This is a genomic window from Acidimicrobiales bacterium (assembly GCA_016716005.1).
Classification (GTDB): domain Bacteria; phylum Actinomycetota; class Acidimicrobiia; order Acidimicrobiales; family JADJXE01; genus JADJXE01.
Genome location: JADJXE010000001.1, coordinates 3,562,806 through 3,586,729 on the forward strand (window position 1 = coordinate 3,562,806; position 23,924 = coordinate 3,586,729).

Annotated in this window: 24 protein-coding genes and 1 tRNA gene; 15 read left to right on the forward strand and 10 right to left on the reverse strand. The window is 74.2% G+C overall.

Going from position 1 to position 23,924, the window contains the following annotated elements:
- Positions 1-32: 32 nt before the first annotated feature.
- The 3 genes from trpB (at position 33) to IPM45_17320 (ending at position 2,713) form a co-directional block, all read left to right on the forward strand.
- Complete coding sequence (trpB, locus tag IPM45_17310) at positions 33-1,181, forward strand: tryptophan synthase subunit beta (GenBank protein MBK9181288.1); 1,149 nt, start codon at positions 33-35, stop codon at positions 1,179-1,181.
- Positions 1,178-1,993: a tryptophan synthase subunit alpha gene (gene trpA, locus IPM45_17315; protein MBK9181289.1), complete on the forward strand. Its 816-nt coding sequence runs from the start codon at positions 1,178-1,180 to the stop codon at positions 1,991-1,993. Before trpB ends, trpA begins: the two co-directional genes overlap by 4 nt.
- A 102-nt stretch (positions 1,994-2,095) precedes the next feature.
- Positions 2,096-2,713 (forward strand): fasciclin domain-containing protein, encoded by a 618-nt coding sequence (locus IPM45_17320; GenBank protein MBK9181290.1) that lies wholly within the window; start codon positions 2,096-2,098, stop codon positions 2,711-2,713.
- A 52-nt stretch (positions 2,714-2,765) separates the two neighbouring features.
- On the opposite strand, the gene IPM45_17325 is transcribed toward IPM45_17320, so the two are convergent.
- Complete coding sequence (locus IPM45_17325) at positions 2,766-3,656, reverse strand: polysaccharide deacetylase family protein (GenBank protein ID MBK9181291.1); 891 nt, start codon at positions 3,654-3,656, stop codon at positions 2,766-2,768.
- Positions 3,657-3,719: 63 nt separating this feature from the next.
- Here IPM45_17325 and IPM45_17330 point away from each other — a divergent pair, with 63 nt between their 5' ends.
- The 5 genes from IPM45_17330 to fabZ all read left to right on the forward strand — a co-directional run bounded on the left by IPM45_17330 (position 3,720) and on the right by fabZ (position 7,556).
- Positions 3,720-4,037 (forward strand): hypothetical protein, encoded by a 318-nt coding sequence (locus IPM45_17330; GenBank protein MBK9181292.1) that lies wholly within the window; start codon positions 3,720-3,722, stop codon positions 4,035-4,037.
- An 11-nt stretch (positions 4,038-4,048) separates the two neighbouring features.
- A complete protein-coding gene (locus IPM45_17335) occupies positions 4,049-5,407 on the forward strand; it encodes an acyl--CoA ligase (GenBank protein ID MBK9181293.1) in 1,359 nt (452 codons plus the stop codon).
- Between the two features lie 125 nt (positions 5,408-5,532).
- On the forward strand, positions 5,533-6,621 hold the full coding sequence (locus tag IPM45_17340) for a DUF4349 domain-containing protein (GenBank protein ID MBK9181294.1): 1,089 nt from the start codon (positions 5,533-5,535) through the stop codon (positions 6,619-6,621).
- A 39-nt stretch (positions 6,622-6,660) separates the two neighbouring features.
- Entirely contained in the window at positions 6,661-7,113 is a 453-nt protein-coding gene (gene bcp / locus IPM45_17345) for a thioredoxin-dependent thiol peroxidase (protein MBK9181295.1), read from the forward strand.
- Between the two features lie 11 nt (positions 7,114-7,124).
- Entirely contained in the window at positions 7,125-7,556 is a 432-nt protein-coding gene (fabZ, locus tag IPM45_17350) for a 3-hydroxyacyl-ACP dehydratase FabZ (GenBank protein MBK9181296.1), read from the forward strand.
- A 32-nt stretch (positions 7,557-7,588) separates the two neighbouring features.
- On the opposite strand, the gene IPM45_17355 is transcribed toward fabZ, so the two are convergent.
- The 9 genes from IPM45_17355 to malQ form a co-directional block, all read right to left on the reverse strand.
- Positions 7,589-8,953 (reverse strand): DUF459 domain-containing protein, encoded by a 1,365-nt coding sequence (locus IPM45_17355; protein ID MBK9181297.1) that lies wholly within the window; start codon positions 8,951-8,953, stop codon positions 7,589-7,591.
- A gap of 137 nt (positions 8,954-9,090) precedes the next feature.
- Positions 9,091-10,257, reverse strand: a complete 1,167-nt coding sequence (locus IPM45_17360; GenBank protein MBK9181298.1) for a beta-ketoacyl-[acyl-carrier-protein] synthase family protein — start codon at positions 10,255-10,257, stop codon at positions 9,091-9,093.
- Positions 10,257-10,499, reverse strand: a complete 243-nt coding sequence (gene acpP / locus IPM45_17365; protein MBK9181299.1) for an acyl carrier protein — start codon at positions 10,497-10,499, stop codon at positions 10,257-10,259. The genes IPM45_17360 and acpP overlap by 1 nt, the downstream gene beginning before the upstream one ends.
- A gap of 26 nt (positions 10,500-10,525) precedes the next feature.
- The gene (gene fabG, locus IPM45_17370) at positions 10,526-11,224 is read right to left on the reverse strand and encodes a 3-oxoacyl-ACP reductase FabG (protein MBK9181300.1); all 699 of its coding nucleotides are present in this window, start codon (positions 11,222-11,224) and stop codon (positions 10,526-10,528) included.
- A 29-nt stretch (positions 11,225-11,253) separates the two neighbouring features.
- Entirely contained in the window at positions 11,254-12,207 is a 954-nt protein-coding gene (locus IPM45_17375) for a ketoacyl-ACP synthase III (protein MBK9181301.1), read from the reverse strand.
- Positions 12,183-13,364, reverse strand: a complete 1,182-nt coding sequence (gene fabD / locus IPM45_17380; GenBank protein MBK9181302.1) for an ACP S-malonyltransferase — start codon at positions 13,362-13,364, stop codon at positions 12,183-12,185. Before fabD ends, IPM45_17375 begins: the two co-directional genes overlap by 25 nt.
- A gap of 93 nt (positions 13,365-13,457) precedes the next feature.
- A complete protein-coding gene (locus IPM45_17385) occupies positions 13,458-13,613 on the reverse strand; it encodes a hypothetical protein (protein ID MBK9181303.1) in 156 nt (51 codons plus the stop codon).
- A gap of 64 nt (positions 13,614-13,677) precedes the next feature.
- Positions 13,678-13,761 (reverse strand) — tRNA-Leu (locus IPM45_17390).
- A gap of 43 nt (positions 13,762-13,804) precedes the next feature.
- Positions 13,805-15,703: a 4-alpha-glucanotransferase gene (malQ, locus tag IPM45_17395; GenBank protein MBK9181304.1), complete on the reverse strand. Its 1,899-nt coding sequence runs from the start codon at positions 15,701-15,703 to the stop codon at positions 13,805-13,807.
- 49 nt (positions 15,704-15,752) lie between these two features.
- On the opposite strand from malQ, the gene IPM45_17400 reads away from it, so the two are divergent.
- The 7 genes from IPM45_17400 (at position 15,753) to IPM45_17430 (ending at position 23,913) form a co-directional block, all read left to right on the forward strand.
- Positions 15,753-16,046, forward strand: a complete 294-nt coding sequence (locus IPM45_17400; protein ID MBK9181305.1) for a hypothetical protein — start codon at positions 15,753-15,755, stop codon at positions 16,044-16,046.
- Positions 16,047-16,064: 18 nt separating this feature from the next.
- Positions 16,065-16,646: a response regulator gene (locus IPM45_17405; protein MBK9181306.1), complete on the forward strand. Its 582-nt coding sequence runs from the start codon at positions 16,065-16,067 to the stop codon at positions 16,644-16,646.
- Positions 16,647-16,649: 3 nt separating this feature from the next.
- Positions 16,650-19,319 (forward strand): DNA polymerase I, encoded by a 2,670-nt coding sequence (gene polA / locus IPM45_17410; GenBank protein MBK9181307.1) that lies wholly within the window; start codon positions 16,650-16,652, stop codon positions 19,317-19,319.
- Positions 19,316-20,110 carry a methyltransferase domain-containing protein gene (locus tag IPM45_17415; GenBank protein MBK9181308.1) on the forward strand — a complete coding sequence of 265 codons (795 nt, stop codon included), beginning with the start codon at positions 19,316-19,318 and terminating at the stop codon, positions 20,108-20,110. Before polA ends, IPM45_17415 begins: the two co-directional genes overlap by 4 nt.
- Positions 20,111-20,347: 237 nt before the next feature.
- Complete coding sequence (rpsA, locus tag IPM45_17420; GenBank protein MBK9181309.1) at positions 20,348-21,757, forward strand: 30S ribosomal protein S1; 1,410 nt, start codon at positions 20,348-20,350, stop codon at positions 21,755-21,757.
- Positions 21,758-21,932: 175 nt separating this feature from the next.
- Positions 21,933-22,697 (forward strand): Flp pilus assembly protein CpaB, encoded by a 765-nt coding sequence (gene cpaB / locus IPM45_17425; protein ID MBK9181310.1) that lies wholly within the window; start codon positions 21,933-21,935, stop codon positions 22,695-22,697.
- A 19-nt stretch (positions 22,698-22,716) separates the two neighbouring features.
- Positions 22,717-23,913: a P-loop NTPase gene (locus IPM45_17430; GenBank protein ID MBK9181311.1), complete on the forward strand. Its 1,197-nt coding sequence runs from the start codon at positions 22,717-22,719 to the stop codon at positions 23,911-23,913.
- The last annotated feature ends 11 nt before the right edge of the window (positions 23,914-23,924 follow it).

The window sequence follows — 23,924 nt, forward strand, 5'->3', positions numbered from 1 at the left end:
CTGCACCGCTGGCCGCTCCGGGTGCCGAGGCGATGGGTGAGCCGTCGCCTGCCGGGCGCTTCGGCCAGTTCGGGGGGCGCTTCGTGCCCGAGACGCTGGTGCCGGCGTGCGAGGACCTCGAGGCCGAGTTCCGAGCGGCGTGGGGCGACCCGGCCTTCCGGGCCGAGCTCGACGGCATCCTCCGCGACTACGGCGGCCGCCCGTCGCCGGTCACCGAGTGCCATCGGCTCTCGGACCGCCTGGGGGTGCGCGTCCTCCTCAAGCGTGAGGACCTGAACCACACCGGCTCGCACAAGATCAACAACGTGATCGGTCAGACGCTGCTGGCGCGGCGCATGGGAAAGACCCGGATCGTGGCCGAGACCGGTGCCGGCCAGCACGGGGTGGCCACGGCCACCGCCTGCGCGCTGTTCGGGCTGGAGTGCAAGGTGTACATGGGCGAGGTCGACGTGGCCCGCCAGGCCCTGAACGTGTTCCGGATGCGCCTCCTGGGAGCCGAGGTGGAGCCGGTGGTCTCGGGCAGCCGGACCCTGAAGGACGCCGTGAACGAGGCCATGCGCGACTGGGTCGCCACGGTGGAGACCACCCACTACTGCCTGGGCTCGGTGATGGGGCCGCACCCGTACCCGTGGATGGTGCGCGAGTTCCAACGGGTCATCGGTGACGAGGCGCGGGCGCAGTGCCTGGCCGTGCTGGGTCGCGACCCGGACGTGGTCGCCGCCTGCGTCGGTGGCGGCTCCAACGCGGCCGGGATCTTCAGTGGCTTCGTGGGCACGGGTGCCGAGCTGGTGGGGGTGGAGCCCGCCGGTGGCGCCGCCATCGGGCGCGGCATCCCGGGGGTCGTCCACGGCTCGAAGTCGTTCCTCCTCCAGGACGAGTACGGCCAGGTGCTCGAGGCCCACTCCATCTCCGCCGGGCTCGACTACCCGGGCGTGGGCCCGGAGCACGCCCACCTGGCCTCGATCGGTCGGGCCCGCTACGAGGCCGTCACCGACGACGAGGTCGTGGCGGCGTTCCAGGTGCTCTCCCGGCTGGAGGGCATCATCCCGGCCCTCGAGCCGGCCCACGCGATCGCCTGGCTCCTCCGTGCCGCGCCGGGCATCCAGGGCCGGACGGTGCTGGTGAACCTGTCGGGCCGGGGCGACAAGGACGTGGCCCAGATGATGGAGCGCCTCGGGTGAGCGACCCGGCGCCCCCCCCGGAGCGCCCGGCCGAGGCAGGGACGCTCGAGCGGACGCTGCGCGGGGCGAGAGCCGCCGGCCGCAACCTCCTGGTGCCGTACGTGACGGGTGGCCTCGGTGCCGACTGGCCCGACGTGGTCCGCGCCGTCGCCGCCGCCGGTGCCGACGCCATCGAGATCGGCATCCCGTTCTCCGACCCGGTGATGGACGGGCCCACGATCCAGGCGGCGTCGGAGCGCGCGCTCGCGCAGGGCGCCACGCCGGTGGCGATCCTGGACCAGCTGGCGAGCCTCGACGCAGGGGTGCCGCTCGCGGTGATGACGTACTACAACCTGGTCTTCCGAGCCGGCCACCAGCGCTTCGCCGAGTCGTTGGCGGCCGCAGGGGTGTCGGCTGCGATCCTCCCCGACCTGCCCCTCGACGAGGCCGGCCCGTGGTGCGTGGCGGCCGACGCCGGGGGGGTCGAGACGGTGCTGCTGGCCGCGCCCACCGGCTCCGACGAGCGCCTCCGGCGGATCTGCCGGCGCTCCCGCGGCTTCGTCTACGGCGTGGGCCTGCTCGGGGTCACCGGTGAGCGTGCCGACCTGGCCGCCACGGCCACCACCATCGCCCGGCGCCTCAAGGGGCTCACCGATCTGCCGGTGCTCGTCGGGATCGGCGTGTCGAACGCCGCCCAGGCCGCGGCCGTGTCGCGGGAGGCCGACGGGGTGGTGGTGGGCTCGGCGCTGGTGCGTCGGGTGCTGGAGGGGGGCGGGCCGGAGGCGGCGCACGCCTTCGTGGCCGAGCTGCGAGCCGGCCTCGACGGCAGGTGACCGATGTCACAGCCAGTTGTTTAATCCTAAATTGCCGTGACTCCGAAGAGGAGCTGGGCCGGGAAAGGCCCGCGATCGACCCACCGACCCGAAGGACTCTGCATGCGCACTCGCACGAAGCTCCGCCTCCTGGCCCCCGTGGCTGTCGCCGGGCTGTTCCTCGCCGCGTGTGGTGGCGACGACGACGACGCCTCCGGCGACACCTCCACCACCACTGCTGCAGCCAGCGAGGACACCACGGCGTCGACCGACGACACGACGACCGAGGACACGGCGGCCGACGACTCGATGGCGGCCGAGGAGACCATCGTCGACATCGCCGCCGGCAACCCGGACTTCTCGACCCTGGTGGCGGCCGTGGAGGCCGCCGGACTGGCCGAGACCCTGAGCGGTGACGGCCCCTTCACCGTGTTCGCTCCCACCAACGAGGCCTTCGACGCCGCCCTGGCGGCCCTGGGTGTCACGGCCGAGGAGCTGCTCGCCGACCCGGCGCTGGCCCAGATCCTCACGTACCACGTGGTGCCCGGGATGATCATGTCGACCGACCTGCAGCCCGAGCAGACGGTGGCCACCGTCGAGGGCTCCGATGTCACCATCACGGTCGGGGCCGACGGCGCCACCATCAACGACGCCAACATCGTGGCGACCGACATCGTGGCGTCCAACGGGGTCATCCACGTGATCGACGCCGTGCTCCTGCCGCCCGATCTGGCCGGCTGATCCCCCCGGACCGAGCGCGGCGGCGGGAGCCCTTCGGGCCCCCGCCGCCGCGTCAGGCCCCCAGGTAGTCCTCGAGGCGGCCCACGGTGAAGCCCTGGGCGTCGAGGGCGTCGACCAGCATCTCGAGGTTCTGCAGCAGGTCGGGGCGGAAGTGCAGGAGGATCACGTCGCCGGGCTGCAGCTCCTCCTCCTGGACCTGGAGCTGACCGGCGTTCGTGGCCGCCTTCCACAGCACCACGGCGCGATAGCCGCACCCCTTGGCGGTCACCTGGACGGTGTCGTCCACGGCCCCGTACGGCGGTCGGAACAGCGTGGGCCGGCGGCCGAACCGGGCCTCGAAGTCGTCCAGGGGCCCGCACACCTCGTTGGTGCGGGTCGCGGTGTCGACCGTGGTGAGGTCGGGATGGGTGTAGGTGTGGGTGTGGATGGTGGCGCCCGCGTCCTGCAGCTGCCGGAAGAAGTCCTCGCCGGCGGCGGCGGCGCTCTGCACCAGGAACAGCGAGGACGGCATCGGGTGCTCGCGGAAGAACTCGACGACCGCCGGGTCCCGCTCGAGGCCGTCGTCGATGGTCACGAACACGACCCGATCGGTGGTGGGCACCCGGCTGACCACGGGCGCCTCGGGGCCGACGGGCAGGCTGACGGGTGTGACGGCTGTCGTGGACGGCGTGGCCGCGTCGGGCGGCGGCGTGGTCGCGGACGGGTCGACCGGGGCGGGGGCGGACCCGGGGTCGGTGGCGCTCACCGGCACCATCGAGGTGAGCACGTCGTCGGGGTGGAGGGGCTCGCCGCCGGCGTCGTCGGGGGGGAGGTGCGAGGGTTCGGTCGGCGGTGCCGCGACGATGCCCAGCCCCGCGCCGTCGCCCGATGCCAGCAGCACCGCCGGGACGGCCGCCGCCAGCGCGCACGCCAAGAGCAGCCGCGCCGCCACCGTCCTGTGCACGCCACCAGTGCAGCACAGGGCAGGTCGGCGGTGAGGTCATCGCCTTCCCGTACGCTGGATCGGGTGGATCGGGTTCGGGTCGACGGCTGCGATCTCTGCGAGGAAGCGCGCATCACGCCCTGGTTCTACGAGGACGAGCTCTGCTGGATCGCGGAGTGCGAGATCTGCGCGGTGCCCATGGTGGTGTGGCGGCACCACGATGCCGTCCCGCCCGACGACGTGAAGGCGTCGCTCCACCTGCGGCTCGCCTCGGTGGTGGCCGAGCACTTCTCGTTCGAGCACTACGTCGACGACAACATGCGCAACATCCCCGACCACTACCACGCCCACGCTCGGCCCCGGGGTGGCTTCTTCGGCCACGGCCTCCGACGCCCCGGCTGAGCGCCGCCCGGATGGCCTCGCCCGCGCTCGTCACCGCCGCGGCCTCCGAGGCGGCCCAGCGGCGGGCCGCAGCCGGGCTCCGCCGGGCGGGGCTCGGGCCTGGTGACCGGGTCGCCATCGTGGCCGACGGGTCCCCCGCGTACCTGGCGGTGGCGGTCGGGGCGCTGCGCGTCGGCATCGTGCCCGTGCTCGTGAACGTGTCGCTCACCGCACCCGAGGTCGCGGCGCTGCTCGACGACGCCGAGCCGGCCCTGGTGCTCCACGACGACGACCTGGTGCGCGTCGCCGCCAACGACGGCGACGCCGAGCTGGCGCCGTGGCCGCTCGCCCGCCCGATGTTCTTCACGTCGGGCACCACCGGCCGGCCCAAGGGCGTGTGGTCCGGCGTGCTCGCCGATCACGAGGCCGCGGCCCTGCTGGCCGAGGAGCGCGACCTGTGGGGCTTCGCAGCCGGCGACGTCCACCTCGTGGTGTCGCCCCTCCACCACTCGGCTCCCCTCAGGTTCGCGGCGGGCACGTTGCTGGCGGGTGGCGCGGTGGTCCTGTCGGGCGGGGTGGCGCACCTGGCGGAGGCCATCACCGAGCATCGGCCCACCAGCGCCTTCGTGGTGCCGGCGCACCTGCAGCGCCTGTTCGCGGCCGGGCCGGGAGCGGTGCCGCCCCTCGGGTCGTTCCGGTTGCTGGCCCACGCCGGGGCGCCGTGCCCGGAGGCGCTCAAGCGCCGGACGCTGGCCGCGTTCCCCGACGGGGTGGTGTGGGAGTTCTACGGCTCGACCGAGGGGCAGTTCACGGCCTGCTCGGCGTCGGAGTGGCTCGAGCGGCCGGGCACCGTCGGCCGTGCCCGGCCCGGGCGCCGGCTCGAGATCGGGGCCGACCGGGTGATCTGGTGCCACGCCCCGTCGCACGCCCGCTTCGAGTACTGGCGTGACCCGGAGAAGACGGCGCGCGCCTGGCGCCGGTGCCGCGACCCGGGCTGCGCCGGCGCCTTCACCGTGGGAGACCTCGGGCGCCTCGACGACGACGGCTACTGCTACCTCGACGGTCGGCGCGACGACCTGATCATCACCGGCGGTGTCAACGTGTACCCGCTGGAGGTGGAGCAGGCGCTGCTCCGGCACCCCGGCGTGCAGGAGGCGGCTGTGTTCCCCGTGCCCGACGAGCGGTGGGGCCAGATGGTGTGCGCCGCGGTGGTGGCGCCCGCAGGCACCACCGGGCTGGCCGACTTCCTGGTGGGCTGCCTGGCGCCGTACAAGCGCCCCAAGCGCATCGTCGAGGTCGACGAGATCCCGAGGAGCTCGATGGGCAAGGTGCGCCGCAGCGAGCTGGCAGGGGTTCTCGGCCTGGCCCCACCGGCGCCGCCGCGCCCCTGAGCGCCGACGTCGGCGCGGCCATCGAGGCGCAGCCCGGCGCGGCTCGGGAACTCGACGACCACGCTGCTCGTCGCATGGGTGTCCGCGCTCCAGAGCGCACAGCCCACGCACCCGAGGGGGCCAGCATGCCTGCCGCCACGCTCACGCCGACCATCGGCCCGCCCGCGCCCGATGCGGGCTCACCCTCACGGCCGCCGATGCCGCCGCCCTCGCCCTCGCCCTCGCCCCCACCGCACCGCCGCCGGCGCGCCGGGCTGGTGGTCGCGCTGGTGGCCGTGGCCCTCGTTGTGGCCGGTGGCCTGGTCGCCCTGGCCGACGATCCCGGCCCCGAGGTGGCCGATCGGTCGATCGTCCCGGCCGAGGGCGGAACGACCGGCGACGTGGGCCTCGCCGAGGGCCCCGCCACCACGATCGCGCCGGGGCCGCCCTCGCCGGAGGGCGCCGGCGACGCCGCCGGGGGGGCCGAGAGCACGTCGCCCGGGCCGGGCGTGGCCGACGTGCCGGTCGAGGGACCCCGGGTGGTCCGTACCGCCGACCTGCGGATCTCGGTGGATGACGGCGAGGCGGTGCGCGCGGTCGACCGGGCGGCCGACGTGGCCGCCCGTCATGGCGGTTTCGTCACCTCGTCGAGCACGGCGATCGCCGACGGCGCCTCCGGCGGCGCCTCCGGCGAGGTGACGATCCGCGTCCCGGTGTCGGAGTTCGACGCCGCCCGCCGGGAGCTGGCCGCGCTGGGCACGGTCGAGCAGGCCGTCGTCCGCGGTGACGACGTGACCGCCCAGCTCGTCGACCTCGGTGCCCGGATCCGCAGCCTGCAGGCCGAGGAGGAGGCGTACCGCGTCCTCCTCGCGCAGGCCCGTTCGGTCGGCGACATCATCACCATCCAGGACCAGCTGTTTGCGGTCCGGACGGAGATCGAGCAGCTGCAGGCGCAGGAGGCCTCCCTCGGCGCTGCGGCCGACCTGTCCACCATCCGGGTGGTGGTGGTGGAGCCGGGTGCGGAGGTGCTCCCGCCGCCCGTCGACGACGAGCCGGGCGTGCTCGCCCGCGGCCTCGAGCGGGGTGTCGGGGGCACCCTGGCCGTGCTCGCCGGCACCCTCGTCGTGCTCGGCTACGCCGTCCCCCTCGCCCTGCTGGGGCTCCTGGCCTGGCTGGTCGTGGCCCTGGTCAGCCGGGCGCGCCGTCACCCTCGCCCCCCGGCCCCGGCCGACTGACCGGACAGCCGGCGAGGCGGCCTTGGTAGCGTCGAGCCCATGCTCGCCGTGGGAGACCAGGCACCGTCGTTCTCGTTGCCCGACCAGGACGGCGACACCGTGTCGCTGGAAGGGTTCGCCGGCCGCAAGGTGCTGGTGTACTTCTATCCGAAGGCCGACACGCCCGGGTGCACCACCCAGGCGTGCGGGCTGCGGGACGTGCTGGGGGACATCGGCACGACGGCCGTGGTCGGCATCAGCCCCGACCCGCCGGCGGCCCAGAAGCGCTTCGACGAGAAGTACGGGCTGGGGTTCACGCTGCTGTCCGACCCCGACCACGCCGTCGCCGAGGCCTACGGGGCCTGGGGCGAGAAGAAGCTCTACGGCAAGGCGTACCAGGGGGTCATCCGCTCGGCGTTCCTGGTGGACGAGGAGGGCGCCGTCGAGCAGGCCTGGCCCAAGATCAGCCCCAAGGACACGCCGACGAAGCTGCTGAAGGCGCTGGGGGCGTGAGCGCCGCCGGCCTGCCCCGGCCCGGCGCGGTCCTGCCCCACCGCCCGCCCTTCCTCTTCGTCGACGAGGTCACCGAGCTCGAGCCGGGCGTCTCGGCCCGAGGGCGGTGGCACCTCACCGGCGACGAGCCCTTCTTCGCCGGGCACTTCCCCGGTCGGCCCACGCTGCCCGGCGTGCTCATGCTCGAGGCCATGGCCCAGCTCGGGGGCGTGGCCGTGCTGGCCGACCCCCGCTACGCGGGCCGCCTCCCGCTGTTCGGCGGGGTCGACGGGGCCCGCTTCCGCCGCCAGGTCGTGCCGGGGGAGACCCTCGAGCTCGAGGTCACCATGGGCCGCCTCTCGGCCCGGGCCGGAAAGGGGCACGGACGGGCCTCGGTGGGCGGGCAGACCGCGTGCGAGGCCGACCTGCTGTTCGTGGTGGTCGACCTACCGGCCGGGCCCTGACGGGCCACCGCCCCGGCGATGCGGCGGCCGGGTCAGCCGGCTCCCTCGCGGCAGGCCGTGCCGCTGCGGAGGCAGCCCGCCCGGTCGAGGGCGGCCACGACGGCGCGGGCGTTTCGGGCCGCGCCGGCGCCGGTGAGGTGGACGCCGTCGTACAGGCGGATCGCCTCTTGACCGCCGAAGCCGTCGGGCACCTCCTGGGTGAACGCGCCGTCGGCGGTGCCGAGGGCCCGGTAGAGGTCGACGGGCACCAGGCGGCCGTCGACCGTCGCCGGCAGCCCGAGCACGCCGAGACCGATGCCGCGCAGCGTGGCGTCGACCGCCGGGACGCCGAGCGGTGGGCCGAGCACCCAGGCCACCCGGCCGCCGCGGCTCGTCAGCACGTCGACGACCCGCGCCGCCTCGTCGACGAAGGCGGCCACGTACGCCGACGTCGTGGGGTCGAGCAGCGAGCCGTCGGGGCCGGTGAGGTCGGGCCGGGAGTTCTGGCCCATGAACTGGACCACGGTCACGTCCGGGTCGAGGGTGTCCACCAGCGACTGCAGGTGGGAGGGCCAGTCGACGTCGCCGAGCAGCCCCGTCGCCGGGCGGGCGTCGAGGGCGGCCGTGGCCCGTCCGGTGCCGAGCAGCAGCGCCCGGATCCGGGGCGCGGCCTGCCACAGGATCGAGTCGCCCACCACCAGCACGTGCACGGGGTCGGCCGCCGCCGGAGGGCCACCCACCCACGGGTCGCCGGCCGGGTCCCCGACGTGCGGGGTGCAGGTAGGCACGGCCGGGTCGAGGCACCAGTCCGCGGTGAGGCGGGCCGCCACCACGTCGGCGACGAGCCCGGCGCCGTCGGCGCCGAGGCCGTACCCGTCGGCGGCGCGGAGGGCGATGGGCCGGCCGTCCGCGTTCGTGCCGGTGGCCGCGAAGCCGCCGTCCGGCCCGGCCACCGCCGCCCGCACGTCGATCGTGCGCACGTCGCGGGGCTGGCGGGCCGCGAGGGACTGGACGGCGAGGTCGACGGCCTGGGCCCGCTCGTCACCGGCCGGGTCGGCGACCGGCGGGGTGGTCACCCAGTACGTGAGCACCCCGCGCTCGGCGAGCACGTCGGTGATCGCGCGCGTGGCGCGCCCCCACCGGTCGAACCAGCCCGGTGAACCGGGCGGGGCCGGGAGGCCGTCGATGCCGGTGGCGTACGGGGGCGAGTCGGTCCCGCCGAACTGCGCCACCACCACGTCGGGATCCACGGCGTCGACGGTGGGGGCCAGCCGGGCGGGCCAGTCGACGCTGGACGCCAGGCCGGTTCCGGGCCGGGCCTCCACGTGGACCTGGGCGCGCCCCGTGGCCTCGAGGCGCTCGGCGAGGACCGGTCCCGTGGCCGCGGCCAGGTCGTCGCCGATGACCAGGACGCGCACCGCCGTGCCCGCGGTCGGCGCGGGAGCAGCGTCGGCGGTCCCCAGGGGGGATCCGTCGGTGCACGCGGCAAGCAGGACGGTGGCTGCCAGCAGCCCTGCCAGCCCGGCCCCACGGCCTCGCCGGGGGGCCCGCCTGCTCAGGGCCCCTCCGGGCCGATCACCAGGCACCCGTTGTGCCCCCCGAACCCGAAGGAGTTCGACAGCGACGGGCCGGGCGTCCACGGTCGGGGAGCGCCGCGCACGACGTCGATCCGCAGCTCGGGGTCGGGCTCCTCGAACCCGGCGGTGGGCGGGATCAGCCCGTGCTCGATCGACAGGGTGAGGGCCACCGCCTCCAGGGCTCCGGCGGCGCCGAGCGAGTGTCCGGTGACGCCCTTGATCGACGTGACCGGCGGGCCGGGCACCCCGAACAGCTTGGCGATGGCCTCGGCCTCGGCCGCGTCGTTGAGCGGTGTCGACGTGCCGTGGGCGTTCACGTGCGCGATCTCACCCGGAGCGACGTCGGCGTCGGCCAGCGCCAGCTCCATGCACGCCAGGGCGCCGCTGCCCCCCGGCGCTGGTGCGGTGATGTGGTGGGCGTCGGCGTTGCTCGCCGCGCCCAGGAGCTCGGCGTAGACGCGGGCGCCGCGGGCGCGCGCCCGCTCGAGCTCCTCGAGCACGAGGACGCCGGCGCCCTCGGCGATGACGAAGCCGTCGCGGCGTGCGTCGAACGGGCGCGAGACACCGCTGGTGGAGATGGCGGTCATGTTCACGAACCCCTGGATGCCCACCGGTGTCATGGCCGCTTCGGCACCGCCGGCGAGCATGGCGTCGCACCGGCCGTACGCGATCAGCCGGTAGGCGTGGCCGAGGGCGTGGGTGCTGGCCGCGCAGGCCGTGCTGACCGTCTCGCAGGGCCCCTGCCAGCCGAAGCGCATGGAGACGGCGGCCGCGCCGGAGTTGGCCATCATCATCGGCACGAGGAACGGCGAGACCCTCCGGGGACCCTTGTGGTGGTACACGAGGACCTGCTCCTCGATGGTGTGGAGCCCACCGACGCCGGTGGCGATGACGACCCCGGCTCGCTGCGGGTCGGCGCCGGGGTCACCGGCGTCGTCGATCGCCATCTGGGCGGCGGCCACCGCGAACTGGGCGAAGCGGTCGGTGCGCCGCGCCGCCTTGGGGTCGAACCACGGCCCGGGGTCGAAGTCCCAGACCCGACGCTCGCCGTCGGGCGCCGGCCCGCACAGGCCGTGCCAGAACGGCCCGGTGCCGATGCCACAGGGCGCCACCACGCCGAGGCCGGTGATGGCGACTCGTCGCATCAGAGCTTCGACTGGATGAGCTCGAGGGCCTGGCCGACCGTGCCGACGTCGGCCAGCTCCTCCTCGGGGATCTGCTCGATCCCGAACTCCTCCTCGAGCGCCATCATCAGCTCGACCAGGTCGAGGCTGTCGGCGTCGAGATCGTCGCCGAAGCGGGCGTCGACGGTGATCTGGTCGGGCTGGACGTTCAGCACCTCGACGGCGCACTTCCGGAAGCGCTCGAAGACGGCGTTGTCGCTCATGGGGCGTCCTTTCTGCTCTCGGCCCGTCAGTGTCCCATGCCGAGACCACCGTCGACGGGCAACAGCGCCCCCGTCACGTAGCCGGCCTCGTCGGAGGCGAGGAACGTGACGACGGCGGCGATCTCGTGGGGCTGGGCGAAGCGCCCGAGAGGCACGACCGCCGCCAGCTCGGCGCGCCGCTGCTCGTCGAGGGCGGCGGTCATGTCGGTCTCGACGGGGCCCGGCGCGACCACGTTGGCGGTGATGCCACGCGACGCCAGCTCGCGGGCGATCGACCGAGCCAGGCCGACCAACCCGGCCTTGGCCGCGGCGTAGTTGACCTGGCCGGCCGAGCCGAGCATGCCGACCACGGACGAGACGAAGATCATCCGGCCCCACCGGGCCCGCACCATGCCGGAGGCCGCCCGCCGGGCGACCCGGTAGGCGCCGGACAGGTTGGTGTCGAGCACGGTCGAGAAGTCGTCCTCGGACATGCGCAGGAGCAGCCCGTCGCGGGTGACACCGGCGTTGGCCACCAGCACCTGCACCTTGCCGAGCTCCTCCTCGACGGCGCCGAAGGCGGCATCGACCTGGGCCGGGTCGGTCACGTCGCAGCGCAGGGCCAGGGCGTCGAGGTCTGCCGGCGGCGGCGAGGACACGTAGGTGACCGCCACCTGGTCGCCCTGCGCGGCGAAGCGGCGGGCGCAGGCCAGGCCGATCCCGCGCGAGCCACCCGTGATCAGCACCACTCGGCCCCCGCCGGCGGTCGGCGTGCTCACCGGCCCCACCGCAGGACGGCGCTGGCCCAGGTCATGCCGGCCCCGAAGCCCACCAGCAGGATCAGGTCACCGTCGTGGAGCCGGTCGTGGTCGAGTGCGTCGACGAGGGCCAGCGGGATGGACGCCGACGACGTGTTGCCGGTGCGGTGCAGCACCGACGCGGTTCGATCGGCGGGCACGCCCAGCCGCTGACAGGCCGCGTCGATGATGCGCTGGTTGGCCTGGTGGGGCACGACGAGGGCGAGGTCGTCGGCCTCGATCCCGGCCGTCTCCATCGACCGGCGGGCCGAGTCGACCATCACCGTCACCGCTCGGCGGTACACCTCGCGGCCCTCCATCTGGATGTAGCCGCCCACGTCGGCCTGGAGCAGGCTCCGGCAGGTGCCGTCGGCACCGAGGTCCCAGCTGAGCAGCTGCCCCGGGCCGTCGACGGCCTCGAGCACGACGGCCCCGGCCCCGTCGGCGAACAGCACGGCCGTGGAGCGGTCCTCCCAGTCGGTGATCCGGCTGAGAGTATCGGCGCCGATGAGGAGCACGCGGTCGGAGCCGGCGCCGATCAGGCCGTGGGCGGCCACCAGCCCGTAGACGAAGCCGGAGCAGGCGGCGTTGATGTCGAACGCCGCGCACGAGGCGCCCAGCAGCTCCTGCACCTCGGCCGACGTGGCCGGCACCGCCTGGTCGGGGGTGGTGGTGGAGAGCACGATCAGCCCGAGGTCCCCGGGCCCGACGCCGGCTCTCGCCATGGCTGCCCGTCCGGCCTCGGCCGCCAGGCCGGCGGTGGTGCCCCCGATCCGCCGTTCCCTGATCCCGGTCCGCTCGGTGATCCAGGCGTCGCTGGTGTCCAGCCGGGCCTCGAGGTCGGCGTTGGTCACCGTCTCGTCGGGCAGCGCCGCTCCCCACCCGGTGATGTGCCAGCCGCGCACCGCTAACCCTGGACCGTGCGCAGCCAGGCCACCGGCTGGCTGGCCGTGACCCGCTCGCCGTCCGCCGCCACCAGCGCCTGCATCCTGCCCGCGAAGGGCGATCGCACCTCGTGCTCGCCGACCCGGCCGACGAGGTCGCCCACCGCCACCACGGCCCCCTCGCCGAGCCCGTCGACCGGGCGGAACAGCCCGGCCGCGCTGCTGACGACGAGCCGCTCGAGGGTGAACAGGTGCTCGCCCTCGACCGGTGCCAGGTGGACCGGTTCGCCGCGCGAGAGGGTCTCCAGCAGGGCGTCCAGATCGTCGGGGCCGGCGACGGCCACCGCGAGGGCATCGGGGATGGTCCGCTTGGCCAGGCCGGTCAGCACCCCGCCCGGCCCCAGCTCGACGAAGGTGGTGGCACCGATGGCGGCCAGCGTCTGGAGGGTCTGCCGCCACCGGACGGGGCTGCAGAGCTGGGCCGAGAGCAGGCCGCACCACTCGGCGCCCAGCGAGTGCACGAGCCCGTCGACGTTGGCGACCACCGGCACCTCGGTGTCGCGTGGCCGGGTCTCGGCGATCGCCTTGCGCAGCCGGTCGCGAGCGGGCGCCATGAACGGGGTGTGGAAGGCGCCCGCGACCGGCAGGGCCATCACCCGCTTGGCGCCGAGCGCCCGCGCCTCCTCGCCCGCCCGGGTCACGTCGTCGTGGTCGCCGGCGATCACGACCTGGCCGGGACCGTTGAAGTTCGCGACCCACACCTCGCCGTCGGCGCGGCGGCACGCCACGTCGACCAGGTCGTCGTCGAGGCCGAGCACGGCGGCCATGGTGCCGGGCCGCTCCTCGCCGGCGGCGTGCATGGCGTCGGCCCGCTCGACGACGAGGCGGACGCCCTCGTCGAACGCGAGCGCACCGGCGGCGGTGAGCGCCGAGTACTCGCCGAGGCTGTGCCCCGCGCACGAGGAGGGGAGCAGACCCGTGCGCTCCACCGCGTCGAGCACGACCAGGCTGAGGACGAAGGTGGCCAGCTGGGCGTTGCGGGTGTCGCGGAGCTGCTCGGCGTCGGCCGACAGCAGGAGCTGGGCGACGTCGCGCCCGGCGGCCTCGGAGGCCTCGCCCACGAGCTCCCACGACTCGAGGTCGGTCCAGGGGAGGCCCATGCCCGGCCGCTGCGAGCCCTGCCCCGGGAACGTGAACGCCAGCATGTCAGACGACCTCCTCCACCCGTTGGGCCTCCGACCCGCCGGCCGGCGGCGAGGTTTCACGGCCCCGTCGGCCCTCGAGGCCTCGGCGTCGGTTCAGCGCGGGGACGCCTCCCCACCGCCCAGGCCCAGCCGTCGCTCGTGCTCGGCCAGGCGCCGCCTGCGGTACTGGGCCAGAGCGCCGGCCAGCGCCGCCACGACCGCGATGCGGGTGAGCCAGCGCACGACCCAGTGACGTCCTCCCGCGGCCACGGCCGTGACGATACGTGGTGGCGGGGGGTGCCGGCGCCGATGCGACGGCACCCCCCGCGCGCGGTGCGGCGGGTGGGACTCGAACCCACACGCCCTTGCGGGCAGCAGGGTTTGAGCCTGCCCTGTCTACCGGTTCCAGCACCGCCGCTCGCGAGCACGACCGTAGCCGCACGCGGGGGCCGATCGGACGCTCAGGCCCCGTCGCCGGAGCGGTCGCGCCGCCCCTCGTCCAGGGCCCTGGCGACCTCGAGCACGAAGGGGTCGGCCATCACGTCCTCGATGGCGTCGGGGAGGGCCAGGCGCCAGTTCGGCCACTCGTCGATCGTGCCCGGTAGGTTCGGTCGCTCCTCCACCCGGAGCACGTCCTCGAGCGTGGCGGTCACGATGGCCGGCGGGCTCTCGGCCAGCTGCCGGTGCACCGACACCACGACGGCGTCGAGGTCGTGGTCGAGCGGCCGGTCGTCGGGCACCGCGGCCGCCGACCGCAGGGCGGCCTGCATGGCGGTCGTGCCGGTCACGTTGGGTTCGAGGCCGAGCTCGAGCTGCACGGCCAGGTCGCTGCCGCTCACCAGCCCGGCCACCGTGGGGAGGTCGTGGGTGGTGACGGCGGCCAGGGCTCGGCCGGGGTACGTGGCCGGCGGGCCCGGCTCGAACCACACCAGCCGGTACGAGAGGAGGTGCCGGCCGGCCAGCTCGGCCCGCACCTCGTCCTCGACGGTCCCGAGATCCTCGCCCACCACGACGGCCCCGGCGCGCTCGCTCTCGAGGGCGAGGAGGTCGAGCAGGTCGCCGGCCGGGTAGCGCACGTACGTGCCGTCGGCGGGCCGGCCACCCGGTGGGATCCAGTACAGGCGGAACAGGCCCATCACGTGGTCGACCCGCATGCCGCCGGCGTGGCGGAGCACGGCCCGGACGGTCTCGATGAAGGGCAGGTAGCCGGCGTTCCGCAGGCGCCACGGCACGAAGGGTGGGAGGCCCCAGTCCTGCCCCCTGGTGTTGAACTCGTCCGGTGGTGCACCCACGGACACGCCGGGAGCCAGCAGGTCCTGCCAGGCCCAGGCATCGGCGCCGCCGGGGTCGAACCCGACCGCCAGGTCCTGCACCACGCCCACGTGGGCCGATGCCCGGGCCAGCTGCTCGTCGAGGAGCCACTGGCACCACGCGTGGAAGCGCACCCGGTCGGCGCGGGCGCGTGCGAAGCGGGCGACGGCCGGCGAGTCGGGGCGCTGCAGCTCGGCCGGCCAGCCGTGGTACCCGCCGCCGTGCACCTCGGCGATGGCGCAGAAGGTCGTGTACTGCCGCAGGGCGGTGCCCTGGGCGGCCCGGTAGGAGCGGAACGCCCGGGGCTCGGACCGGCCCCGGCGAGGGCCGGCGGTCTCCCAGATGCGGTCGAGGGCCGTGCGCTTCAGGCGGTAGATCGCGTCGCGGTCGATGTGGCGGTCGGCGAGCAGGGCCCGGCCGGCGGCCGCCAGCGCGTCCAGGTCGACGGCCGCCTCCCCGGCCCCCGGCACGTCCTCGATGCGGAGGTACTGCACGTTCCGGAAGCGCCGGCTCGTGGGGTAGTACGGGCTGGGTTGTTGCGGGTGCACCGGTGCATCGGCGTGCAGCGGGTTGAGGATCAGCACCTGGGCACCGAGGTCGCGCGACCACCGCCCGAGCTCGGCCAGGTCGGCCAGGTCCCCGATCCCCCAGCTCCGGCGGGACCGTGCCGCGTAGAGCTGCACCGCCCAGCCCCAGGCCCGCAGGTCGGGGGGCAGGTGGCAGCGGCCGGGCGTCACGACCAGGCGGGTCGGTGGCGCACCGTCGAGTGGCACGAGCCGGTGGTAGCCGAGGGGAAGGTCGGGGGGGAGGTCCCCGGCGGCGGTGAGGTCGGTCCCGTCCTCGAGCTCGAGCCGCACGCGGCCGTGGAGCGGAGCGGCGTGGCCGGCCCGCACGAACCAGCAGGGCTCCTCCGGCTCGGGAGGGCCCTCGGCCGCGGGATCCCACCCCACGGCCTCGCGCAGCGCGGCGGTGGTGGCCGGATCGGCGTCGTGCCACGTCCCCCCGGCGTCCCAGTAGCCGTCCTCGATGCCCCAGCGGTCGGCCGTCACCGAATCACCGTATCGGGGCCGGGTGGGGCCCTGGTCCTAGACTGCGCGCGTGTCCCGATGGCTGCTCGAACGGCGTCTCACCGACGTCGCCCGTCGGCTCCGGCGCCTCCGCGACGAGCTGGAGGTGGTCGGGGAGCAGCTCGACCTGCTGGCCGACACCGCCGGCGACACCCGGCTGCGGGCGCTGGTCTCGGAGACGCCGCTGGCCGACCGTGAGCACCAGGAGGCGCAGCGCCACGCCGACGCGATGGCCCGCCGGCGGGCCGAGGTGGCCGATTCGCTCGCCCGCCTCGAGCGGGTCCAGGACGAGCTGCTCGATCGCCTCGTCACCGAGCGGCGCTGAGCGGCGAGGGGTCCCGCAGTGAGCGTGCGCGTCGTGATCGCCGAGGACGAGGCCATCATCCGGCTCGACCTCAAGGAGACCCTCGAGGAGGAGGGCTACGAGGTCGTGGGGGAGACGGGCCGGGGTGACGAGGCCGTGCGGCTGGTCCGCGACCTCCGGCCCGATCTGGTCATCCTCGACCTGAAGATGCCGGGCGTCGACGGGCTGACGGCGGCGCGCGAGATCGCGGGCGAGCGCCTCGCCGCCGTGCTGGTGCTCACCGCGTTCAGCCAGCGCGACCTGATCGAGCAGGCGCGCGACGCGGGCGCCCTGGCGTACCTGGTGAAGCCCTTCCAGCGGGCCGAGCTCGTGCCGGCGATCGAGGTCGCGCTGGGGCGCTTCCGCGAGATCGTCGCCCTCGCCGGTGAGGTGGCCGACCTGGAGGACCGCCTCGAGACCCGCAAGCTCGTCGACCGGGCCAAGGGGCTGCTGATGGATCGTCACGGCCTCGACGAGTCCGGTGCCTTCTCGTTCGTCCAGAAGACGGCGATGCGCCAGCGGGTCACGATGAGGTCGGTCGCCGAGCAGATCATCGCCGGCGACCTCGGCCCCGAGGGCTGAGCGGTGGCGACGATCCTCGTGCTCGACGGCAACTCGCTCACCTACCGGGCCTTCTTCGCCCTGCCCGCCGACCTGGCCACCGCGTCGGGACAGGTGACCAACGCGGTGTTCGGGTTCACGTCGATGCTCGTGAACCTGCTCCGCGACCACCGGCCCGACGGCGTGGTGGTCGCGTTCGACCGGCCCGAGCCCACGTTCCGCCACGAGGCGGTGCCCACGTACAAGGCCCAGCGCGAGGCCGCGCCCGACATCCTCCGCCAGCAGATGGGGCTCGTACGCCGGGTGGTCGAGACCCTCGGCATCCCTCAGCTCGAGGTGGCCGGCTTCGAGGCCGACGACATCATCGCCACTCTCGCGACCCGGGCCGACGCTGCCGGCGACGACGTGCTGATCGTCACCGGCGACCGCGACACCTACCAGCTGGTGCGCGATCCGCACGTACGCGTGCTCTACAACCGTCGCGGGGTCTCCGACTACGCGCTCTACGACGAGGCCGGGATCGCCGAGCGCACCGGTGTCACCCCCGCGCAGTACCCGGAGTACGCGGCGCTGCGGGGCGACCCGTCCGACAACCTCCCCGGGGTCCCCGGGGTGGGTGAGAAGACCGCGGCCAAGCTCATCCGGGAGTACGGCGGGATCGACGGGGTCTTCGAGCACCTCGACGAGCTGTCACCCAAGCTCCGTCAGAACCTCGCCGCACACGAGGCCGAGGTCCGCCAGAACGCCCGGGTGATGGTGCTGGTGCGTGACGTGCCCCTCGACATCGAGCCCGGCGAGCTGCGGCTGCCCCGGCCCGACCTCGACGAGGTGCGGCGGCTGTTCGACTTCCTCGAGTTCCGGACCCTCTTCGACCGCCTGCTGGAGGTGCTGGGCGACGAGGGGGTGGCGCCCTCCGGCGGGGGGGAGGTGCTCGAGGCGGAGGTCGTCGAGGTGGCGACGGTCGAGGAGGCCGCCGCGCTCCTCGACCGGCTCGCGACGGGGCCGCACGTGGCCGTGGCCGGGGCGTGGGCCGGCCCGCCCGGGCGGTCACCGCTCGAGGGCGTCGCCGTGGTGGTCGACGACGCGGTCGCCGAGGTCGCGTGGATCCCCTCGGCGGTGCTCGGTGGGGCGGCCCGAGCCCTGGGGGCGCTCCTGGGGGCGGACGGCCCGGGCGTCGAGGCGCACCAGGCCAAGCCCCTCATGCGCAGCCTGTTCGCCGCCGGGGTCGACGTCACCGGCCTGGTCCTCGACACCGCCATCGCCGCCTACCTCCTCGACCCTGCCGAGGCCCGCTACGACCTCGCCGACCTCCTGCCCCGCTACACGGGCATGGTCAGGCCGGCGGGCGGGGCTCCGGAGGGCCAGCTCGACCTGGCGGGCACCGGCGCGTCGGCGGCCCTCGAGGCGGCGCGCGACGCGTTGGCTGTCTGCCGCCTGGCGCCGGTGCTCACCGGCGCCCTCGACGCCCAGGGCGTCCGCGGGCTCTACGACCGGATCGAGAACCCGCTGGTGCGGGTGCTGGCCCGGATGGAGGAGGTGGGCGTCGGCGTCGACGTGGCCGAGCTGCGCGCGTTGAGCCAGCGCCTGTCCGCCGAGTGCGCCCGGCTCACGGCCGAGATCCACGACGCCGCGGGCGTGGTGTTCAACGTGAACTCCACACCGCAGCTGCGGGAGGTGCTGTTCGACCGTCTGGGCCTGGCGCCGCAGAAGAAGACGAAGACGGGGTACTCCACCGATGCGGCCTCGCTCGAGCGGCTCCGCGACCAGCACCCGATCGTGCAGCTGCTGCTCGACTACCGCGAGGTCGAGAAGCTGCGCTCCACGTACGGCGAGGGGCTCCTCGCCGAGGTCGGACCCGACGGCCGCATCCACGCCACCTTCAACCAGACGGTGGCCCGCACGGGGCGGCTGAGCTCCGATGCGCCGAACCTGCACAACATCCCCGTCCGCCGCGAGGAGGGGCGTCTGTTCCGCCGCGCCTTCGTGCCGGCGCCCGGCTTCGAGCTCCTCGTCGCCGACTACAACCAGATCGAGCTGCGCTGCATCGCCCACCTGGCCGAGGACCCCGGGCTCATCGCCGCGTTCGAGGCGGGCACCGACATCCACACGGCCACCGCGTCGCGGGTGTTCGGCGTCGCGCCGGCCGACGTCACGGTCGACATGCGGTCGAAGGCGAAGATGGTGTCGTACGGGCTCGCATACGGCATGGAGGCGTACGGCCTGGGCCAGCGCCTCTCCATCCCCACCGAGGAGGCCGCCGAGATCCTCGATGCCTATTTCGTCGCGTTCCCGGCGGTGCGGGCGTACATGGACGCCACCGTGGCCGAGGCTCGCCAGCGCGGCTACACCGAGACCCTCTTCGGGCGCCGCCGCCCCATCCCCGAGCTCCAGTCGTCGAACCACCGCGTGCGGCAGGCCGGCGAGCGCCAGGCCATGAACGCGGGGATCCAGGGCCTGGCCGCCGACCTGTTCAAGGTGGCGCTCGTCCGCCTCGACCGGGCGCTGGAGGCCGAGGCCCTCCGCAGCCGGCTGATCCTCCAGGTGCACGACGAGGTGCTGGTCGAGGTGGCGCCCGACGAGCACGACCACGTGGCCGAGCTGACCCGGGCCACGATGGAGGGTGCCGGCGACCTGCGCGTGCCGCTGGCCGTGAACCTGGCCTTCGGGCCCAACTGGGCCGACGCCAAGCCGTGACAGGCGGAGGCGGCGGGGCGGCGGCGCCCGGCGCCCGGCGCCGCTGGTTCGAGCCGCTGGCCGACCACCTCGGCCGGGCCTACCTGCGCTACTCGTTCACGTACGGCACCGCCCAGGAGGTCGACGCCCTGGTCGAGCTCCTGCAGCTCCGGCCGGGCGACCGCGTCCTCGACGTCGGCTGCGGCCCCGGCCGGCATGCACGTGCGCTGGCCGAGCGGGGCATCCGGGTCGTCGGCGCCGACATCTCGCACCGGTTCCTGGCCCTCGCGTGCGCCGGGGCCCCCGCCGGCTGCGCCTTCGTCCGTGCCGATGCGGTCTCGCTCCCCGTGCGCCCCGCCTTCGATGCCGTGATCTCGCTCTGCCAGGGGGGGTTCGGTCTGCTCGGTGGCCCTGGCGACCCGGTGGGGGCCGACCCGGCAGCAGGCACCGCCGACGGGGTCGCCCTCGACGCCATGGCGGCGGCCCTGCGGCCCGGCGGCCGGCTGGCCGTGAGCGCGTTCTCGGCCTACTTCCAGGTGCGGTACCTGGAGGACTCCGAGTTCGACGCCGCGACGGGCGTGAACCGCGAGCAGACCACGATCCGCGACGAGGACGGCCGGGAGGCGCCGTGCGAGCTGTGGACCACCTGCTTCACCCCCCGGGAGCTGCGGTTGCTGGCCCGGCGCGCCGGGCTCGCGGTGGACGCCGTCTGGGCGGTGGCACCCGGCGACTTCGCGCCCCGGCCCCCCGACCTCGACCATCCCGAGTTCCTGCTCGTCGCGACCAGGCCCGGTGGTAACCTGGGCGGCTGACCGCCCCACGAGCGGTCGGTGGATGCCCGCTCGTTCGGCTCGTCCCGTCGGGAACGCCCGCCCGGGGCGGCACGAGCAGCGGCGCCACCCCTCCCACGACCCAGCGTCCCCAGCAAAGGCGATCTCATCTTGTCCGACCAGGCCTCACCGACCACTCCCACCGACGACGCGGCCGTGCCGGCCGTGGCCACCGTGGACGACTACGTGCTCCGCGAGGTCGTCGCCGACGATCTCGAGATGTCCTTCGCCGACGCCGTCGAGCAGACGCTCGTCGACGTGGAGGACGGCCAGATCGTCGAAGGCACCGTGGTCAAGGTCGACAAGGACGAGGTCCTCCTCGACATCGGCTACAAGTCGGAGGGGGTCATCCCGTCGCGCGAGCTCTCGATCCGCAACGACGTCGACCCCGGTGAGATCGTGTCGCTCGGCGACCACGTCGAGGCCCTTGTCCTGCAGAAGGAGGACAAGGAGGGCCGGCTGATCCTGTCCAAGAAGCGGGCCCAGTACGAGCGGGCCTGGGGCACGATCGAGCGGATCAAGGATGAGGAGGGCGTCGTCGAGGGGCCGGTCATCGAGGTCGTCAAGGGTGGCCTGATCCTCGACATCGGTCTCCGGGGCTTCCTGCCCGCCTCGCTGGTCGAGCTTCGGCGCGTGCGCGACCTGCAGCCCTACGTGGGTCGCACGCTGCAGGCCAAGATCATCGAGCTCGACAAGAACCGCAACAACGTGGTGCTGTCGCGCCGGGCGTGGCTGGAGGAGACGCAGAAGGAGCAGCGCGAGGACTTCCTGGCCAACCTCAAGCCGGGCGAGACCCGCACGGGCGTGGTGTCGTCGGTCGTCAACTTCGGCGCCTTCGTCGATCTCGGCGGCATGGACGGCCTCGTCCACGTGTCGGAGCTGTCCTGGAAGCACGTCAACCACCCGAGCGACGTGGTCCAGGTGGGCGACGAGGTCACGGTGCAGGTGCTCGAGGTCGACCACGACCGCGAGCGCATCAGCCTGTCGCTGAAGGCCACCCAGCAGGACCCCTGGCAGGAGTTCGCCACCAACCACCGGGTGGGGGAGCTCGTGTACGGGCGGGTCACCAAGCTCGTCCCGTTCGGTGCGTTCGTGCAGGTCGGCGACGGCATCGAGGGGCTCGTGCACATCTCGGAGATGTCAGCGCACCACGTCGACCTGCCCGAGCAGGTGGTCACCCCCGGTGAGGAGCTGTGGGTGAAGATCATCGACCTCGACCTGCAGCGCCGGCGCATCAGCCTGTCGATCAAGCAGGCGGCCGAGGGCGGCGTGGTGGCCGCCGAGTACCAGGAGCACTTCGGCGAGCACGCCTACGACGCCGAGGGCAACTACATCGGCGGGGCCGTGGCCGACGATGCAGAGCGGGCCGAGGCCTGGGCCGAGTACTACGCCCAGTACGGCGAGCAGCCGGGCGAGGGCGGCCTCCCCGAGGGCCAGCCCCCGAGCGGTCCCCCGGCCGAGGCGCGAGCCGCTGCCGAGGCGGAGGTCGTTCCCGAGGCGGAGGTCGTGGCCGAAGCCGTTGCCGAGGTCGTCGCCGAGGCGGAAGCCGTTGCCGAGGCGGAGGTTGCCGAGGCGGAGGTCGTGGCGGCCGAGGTCGAGGTGGCCGAGGCCGGCCCCGAGGCCGGCTGACGCCGGTCCCACCCGCGCTTTCGCCCTCGGAACGCTTCAGGTCGGAAGCCCTCCGGCCGACAGGAGGTTCGTGCGTCACGGGTGCCATGCTGATCCCGTGATGCGACCGGATCCGCCGCGACACGCTCGTCGGCGGTGCCGGGCCACCGGAGCGTCACGAGGAGCGAGGTAGCGAGTGGGATCGCGACGGACCCTCATTCTGATCGCAGCCGTCCTGATCGGGGCGATCGCGGCCTACGCCCTCTACAGCTACGTGAACGGCGTCGAGGATCGTGCCTACGACAACGCACGGCGCGTGCAGGTGTTCGTCGTCGACGAGCCCATCGTGAAGGGCACCTCGGGTGACCAGGCGGTCGCCGACAAGCTGATCGGCGTGGGGGAGATCCCCCAGGAGTTCCGCCCGGCCAACGCCATCACCGACACCGCGGTGCTCAGCGGCAAGGTGGCGCTGTACGACCTCTCTCCGGGCCAGGTGGTCGTGGACGGCATGTTCGTCGACCAGCAGTCGGCCTTCGTGACCTTCGCCGAGCGCATCCCGGTCGACCAGGTCGCCATCACCGTGTCGATCGACCAGGTGCGCGGTGTCGCTGGGCTGCTGGTGCCGGGCGACAAGGTGAACCTGCTCGTGGTCAGCCCGCCGGCCGAGGGCGCCGCCGGTGGGATCGGTTCGGCGCAGTTCCTGTACCAGAACGTCGACATCCTGGCCATCGGCCAGACCACCACCGGCGATCTCGGCACCGGCACCGAGGAGTCGAGCGCCGGCAGCGACCTCATCACGTTCTCGGTGCCCCCCGACGCGGCACAGCGCATCGCGGTGACCGGCAGCCTGCTGTACCTGACCCTCGCGCCCAAGAACTACGTCCCACTCGACCTGCCCCCGGTGAACGGTGACAACCTGTTCCAGCCGGGTGTGCTCACGCCCTACCCCAACGCCGGGTGACCCGGGGCCGGCGACGCTGATGTACCCCGTTCCTCCCATCACCGAACAGGCTGACTTCTCGGTCGCCGTCGTCGACGCCGACCAGCGGTTCCGCACGAGCCTCGCCGTGCAGCTGGGGGAGCGGGCCCGGGCCGCCTCGTTCGCCTCGATCGAGGCCCTCGAGGACCGGCTGCCGCCCGGCACTCCCCTCGTCGTCGTGTTCGGCCCGACCTTCGCCGACGCTCGGGGCCTCGACGAGATCTCCCGCCTCACCCGGGCCCGCCCGGAGATCGGCGCGATCCTCGTGTCGCCGCAGCTCTCCACCGACCTGCTCCAGCAGGCGCTGCGGGCCGGTGTCCGCGACGTGCTGGCCGCGCCGGTCGATCCGATCCAGCTGGCCACGGCGGTCGAACGGGTGCTGCAGACGCTGCCGTCGGTGTACGGCCCACGGGGCGAGCAGCCCGCGTCGACCGAGCCGGCCGAGGGCCAGGGCCGGGTGCTCATCGTGTCGTCCACGAAGGGCGGCACCGGCAAGACGGTGATCGCCACGAACCTGGCCGTGGCCCTGGCCCGCAAGAGCGACCGCCCGGTCGTGCTGGTCGACGCCGACCTCCAGTTCGGCGACGTCGCCGTGATGCTGAAGCTGGCGCCCGAGCACACGATCGTCGACGCGGTGAACGCCGTCGATCGCCTCGACCCCGCCCTGCTGCAGAGCCTGTTCACCAAGCACGATCCGTCGGGGCTCCAGGTGCTCGCGGCCCCCCTCGAGCCGGCCTTCGCCGATCAGATCAGCGCGGCCCAGATGGTGGAGATCGTCTCGATGCTGCGCCAGCAGGCGGGCTTCGTGGTGATCGACACCCCGGCTCGTCTCGACGACATCGTCCTCGGCCTCATCGAGGTGAGCGACGACATCCTCTACGTCACCGGCATGGACATCCCGAGCATCAAGAACTCCAAGATCGGGCTGGGGATCCTGCGGCTGCTCAGCATCCCCCTGTCGAAGCTCACCACCATCCTCAACCGGGCCAACTCGAAGGTCCGGCTCGAGGTCGGGGAGGTCGAACGGACGCTGGGCGTGCGGATCGACTGCCTGATCCCCAGTGACGTCGCCGTGCCGCAGTCGGTGAACAAGGGGGTGCCGGTGGTGCTCGACTCGCCACGCTCGGGCGTCGCCCGGGCCATCGACCAGCTCGCTGACCAGTTCGTGACTGCCGACGCGAAGCGTCGGAAGGCCTGACCGAGGCCGGG

What these genes read in the sequence shown, in the direction of transcription:
- trpB (MBK9181288.1), top strand. Translation starts at nt 33, where the DNA reads ATGGGTGAGCCGTCGCCTGCCGGGCGCTTCGGCCAGTTCGGGGGGCGC.
- IPM45_17320 (MBK9181290.1), top strand. Translation starts at nt 2,096, where the DNA reads ATGCGCACTCGCACGAAGCTCCGCCTCCTGGCCCCCGTGGCTGTCGCC.
- IPM45_17335 (MBK9181293.1), top strand. Translation starts at nt 4,049, where the DNA reads ATGGCCTCGCCCGCGCTCGTCACCGCCGCGGCCTCCGAGGCGGCCCAG.
- IPM45_17340 (MBK9181294.1), top strand. Translation starts at nt 5,533, where the DNA reads ATGCCTGCCGCCACGCTCACGCCGACCATCGGCCCGCCCGCGCCCGAT.
- bcp (MBK9181295.1), top strand. Translation starts at nt 6,661, where the DNA reads ATGCTCGCCGTGGGAGACCAGGCACCGTCGTTCTCGTTGCCCGACCAG.
- IPM45_17360 (MBK9181298.1), bottom strand. Translation starts at nt 10,257, where the DNA reads ATGCGACGAGTCGCCATCACCGGCCTCGGCGTGGTGGCGCCCTGTGGC.
- acpP (MBK9181299.1), bottom strand. Translation starts at nt 10,499, where the DNA reads ATGAGCGACAACGCCGTCTTCGAGCGCTTCCGGAAGTGCGCCGTCGAG.
- fabD (MBK9181302.1), bottom strand. Translation starts at nt 13,364, where the DNA reads ATGCTGGCGTTCACGTTCCCGGGGCAGGGCTCGCAGCGGCCGGGCATG.
- rpsA (MBK9181309.1), top strand. Translation starts at nt 20,348, where the DNA reads ATGTCCTTCGCCGACGCCGTCGAGCAGACGCTCGTCGACGTGGAGGAC.
- IPM45_17430 (MBK9181311.1), top strand. Translation starts at nt 22,717, where the DNA reads ATGTACCCCGTTCCTCCCATCACCGAACAGGCTGACTTCTCGGTCGCC.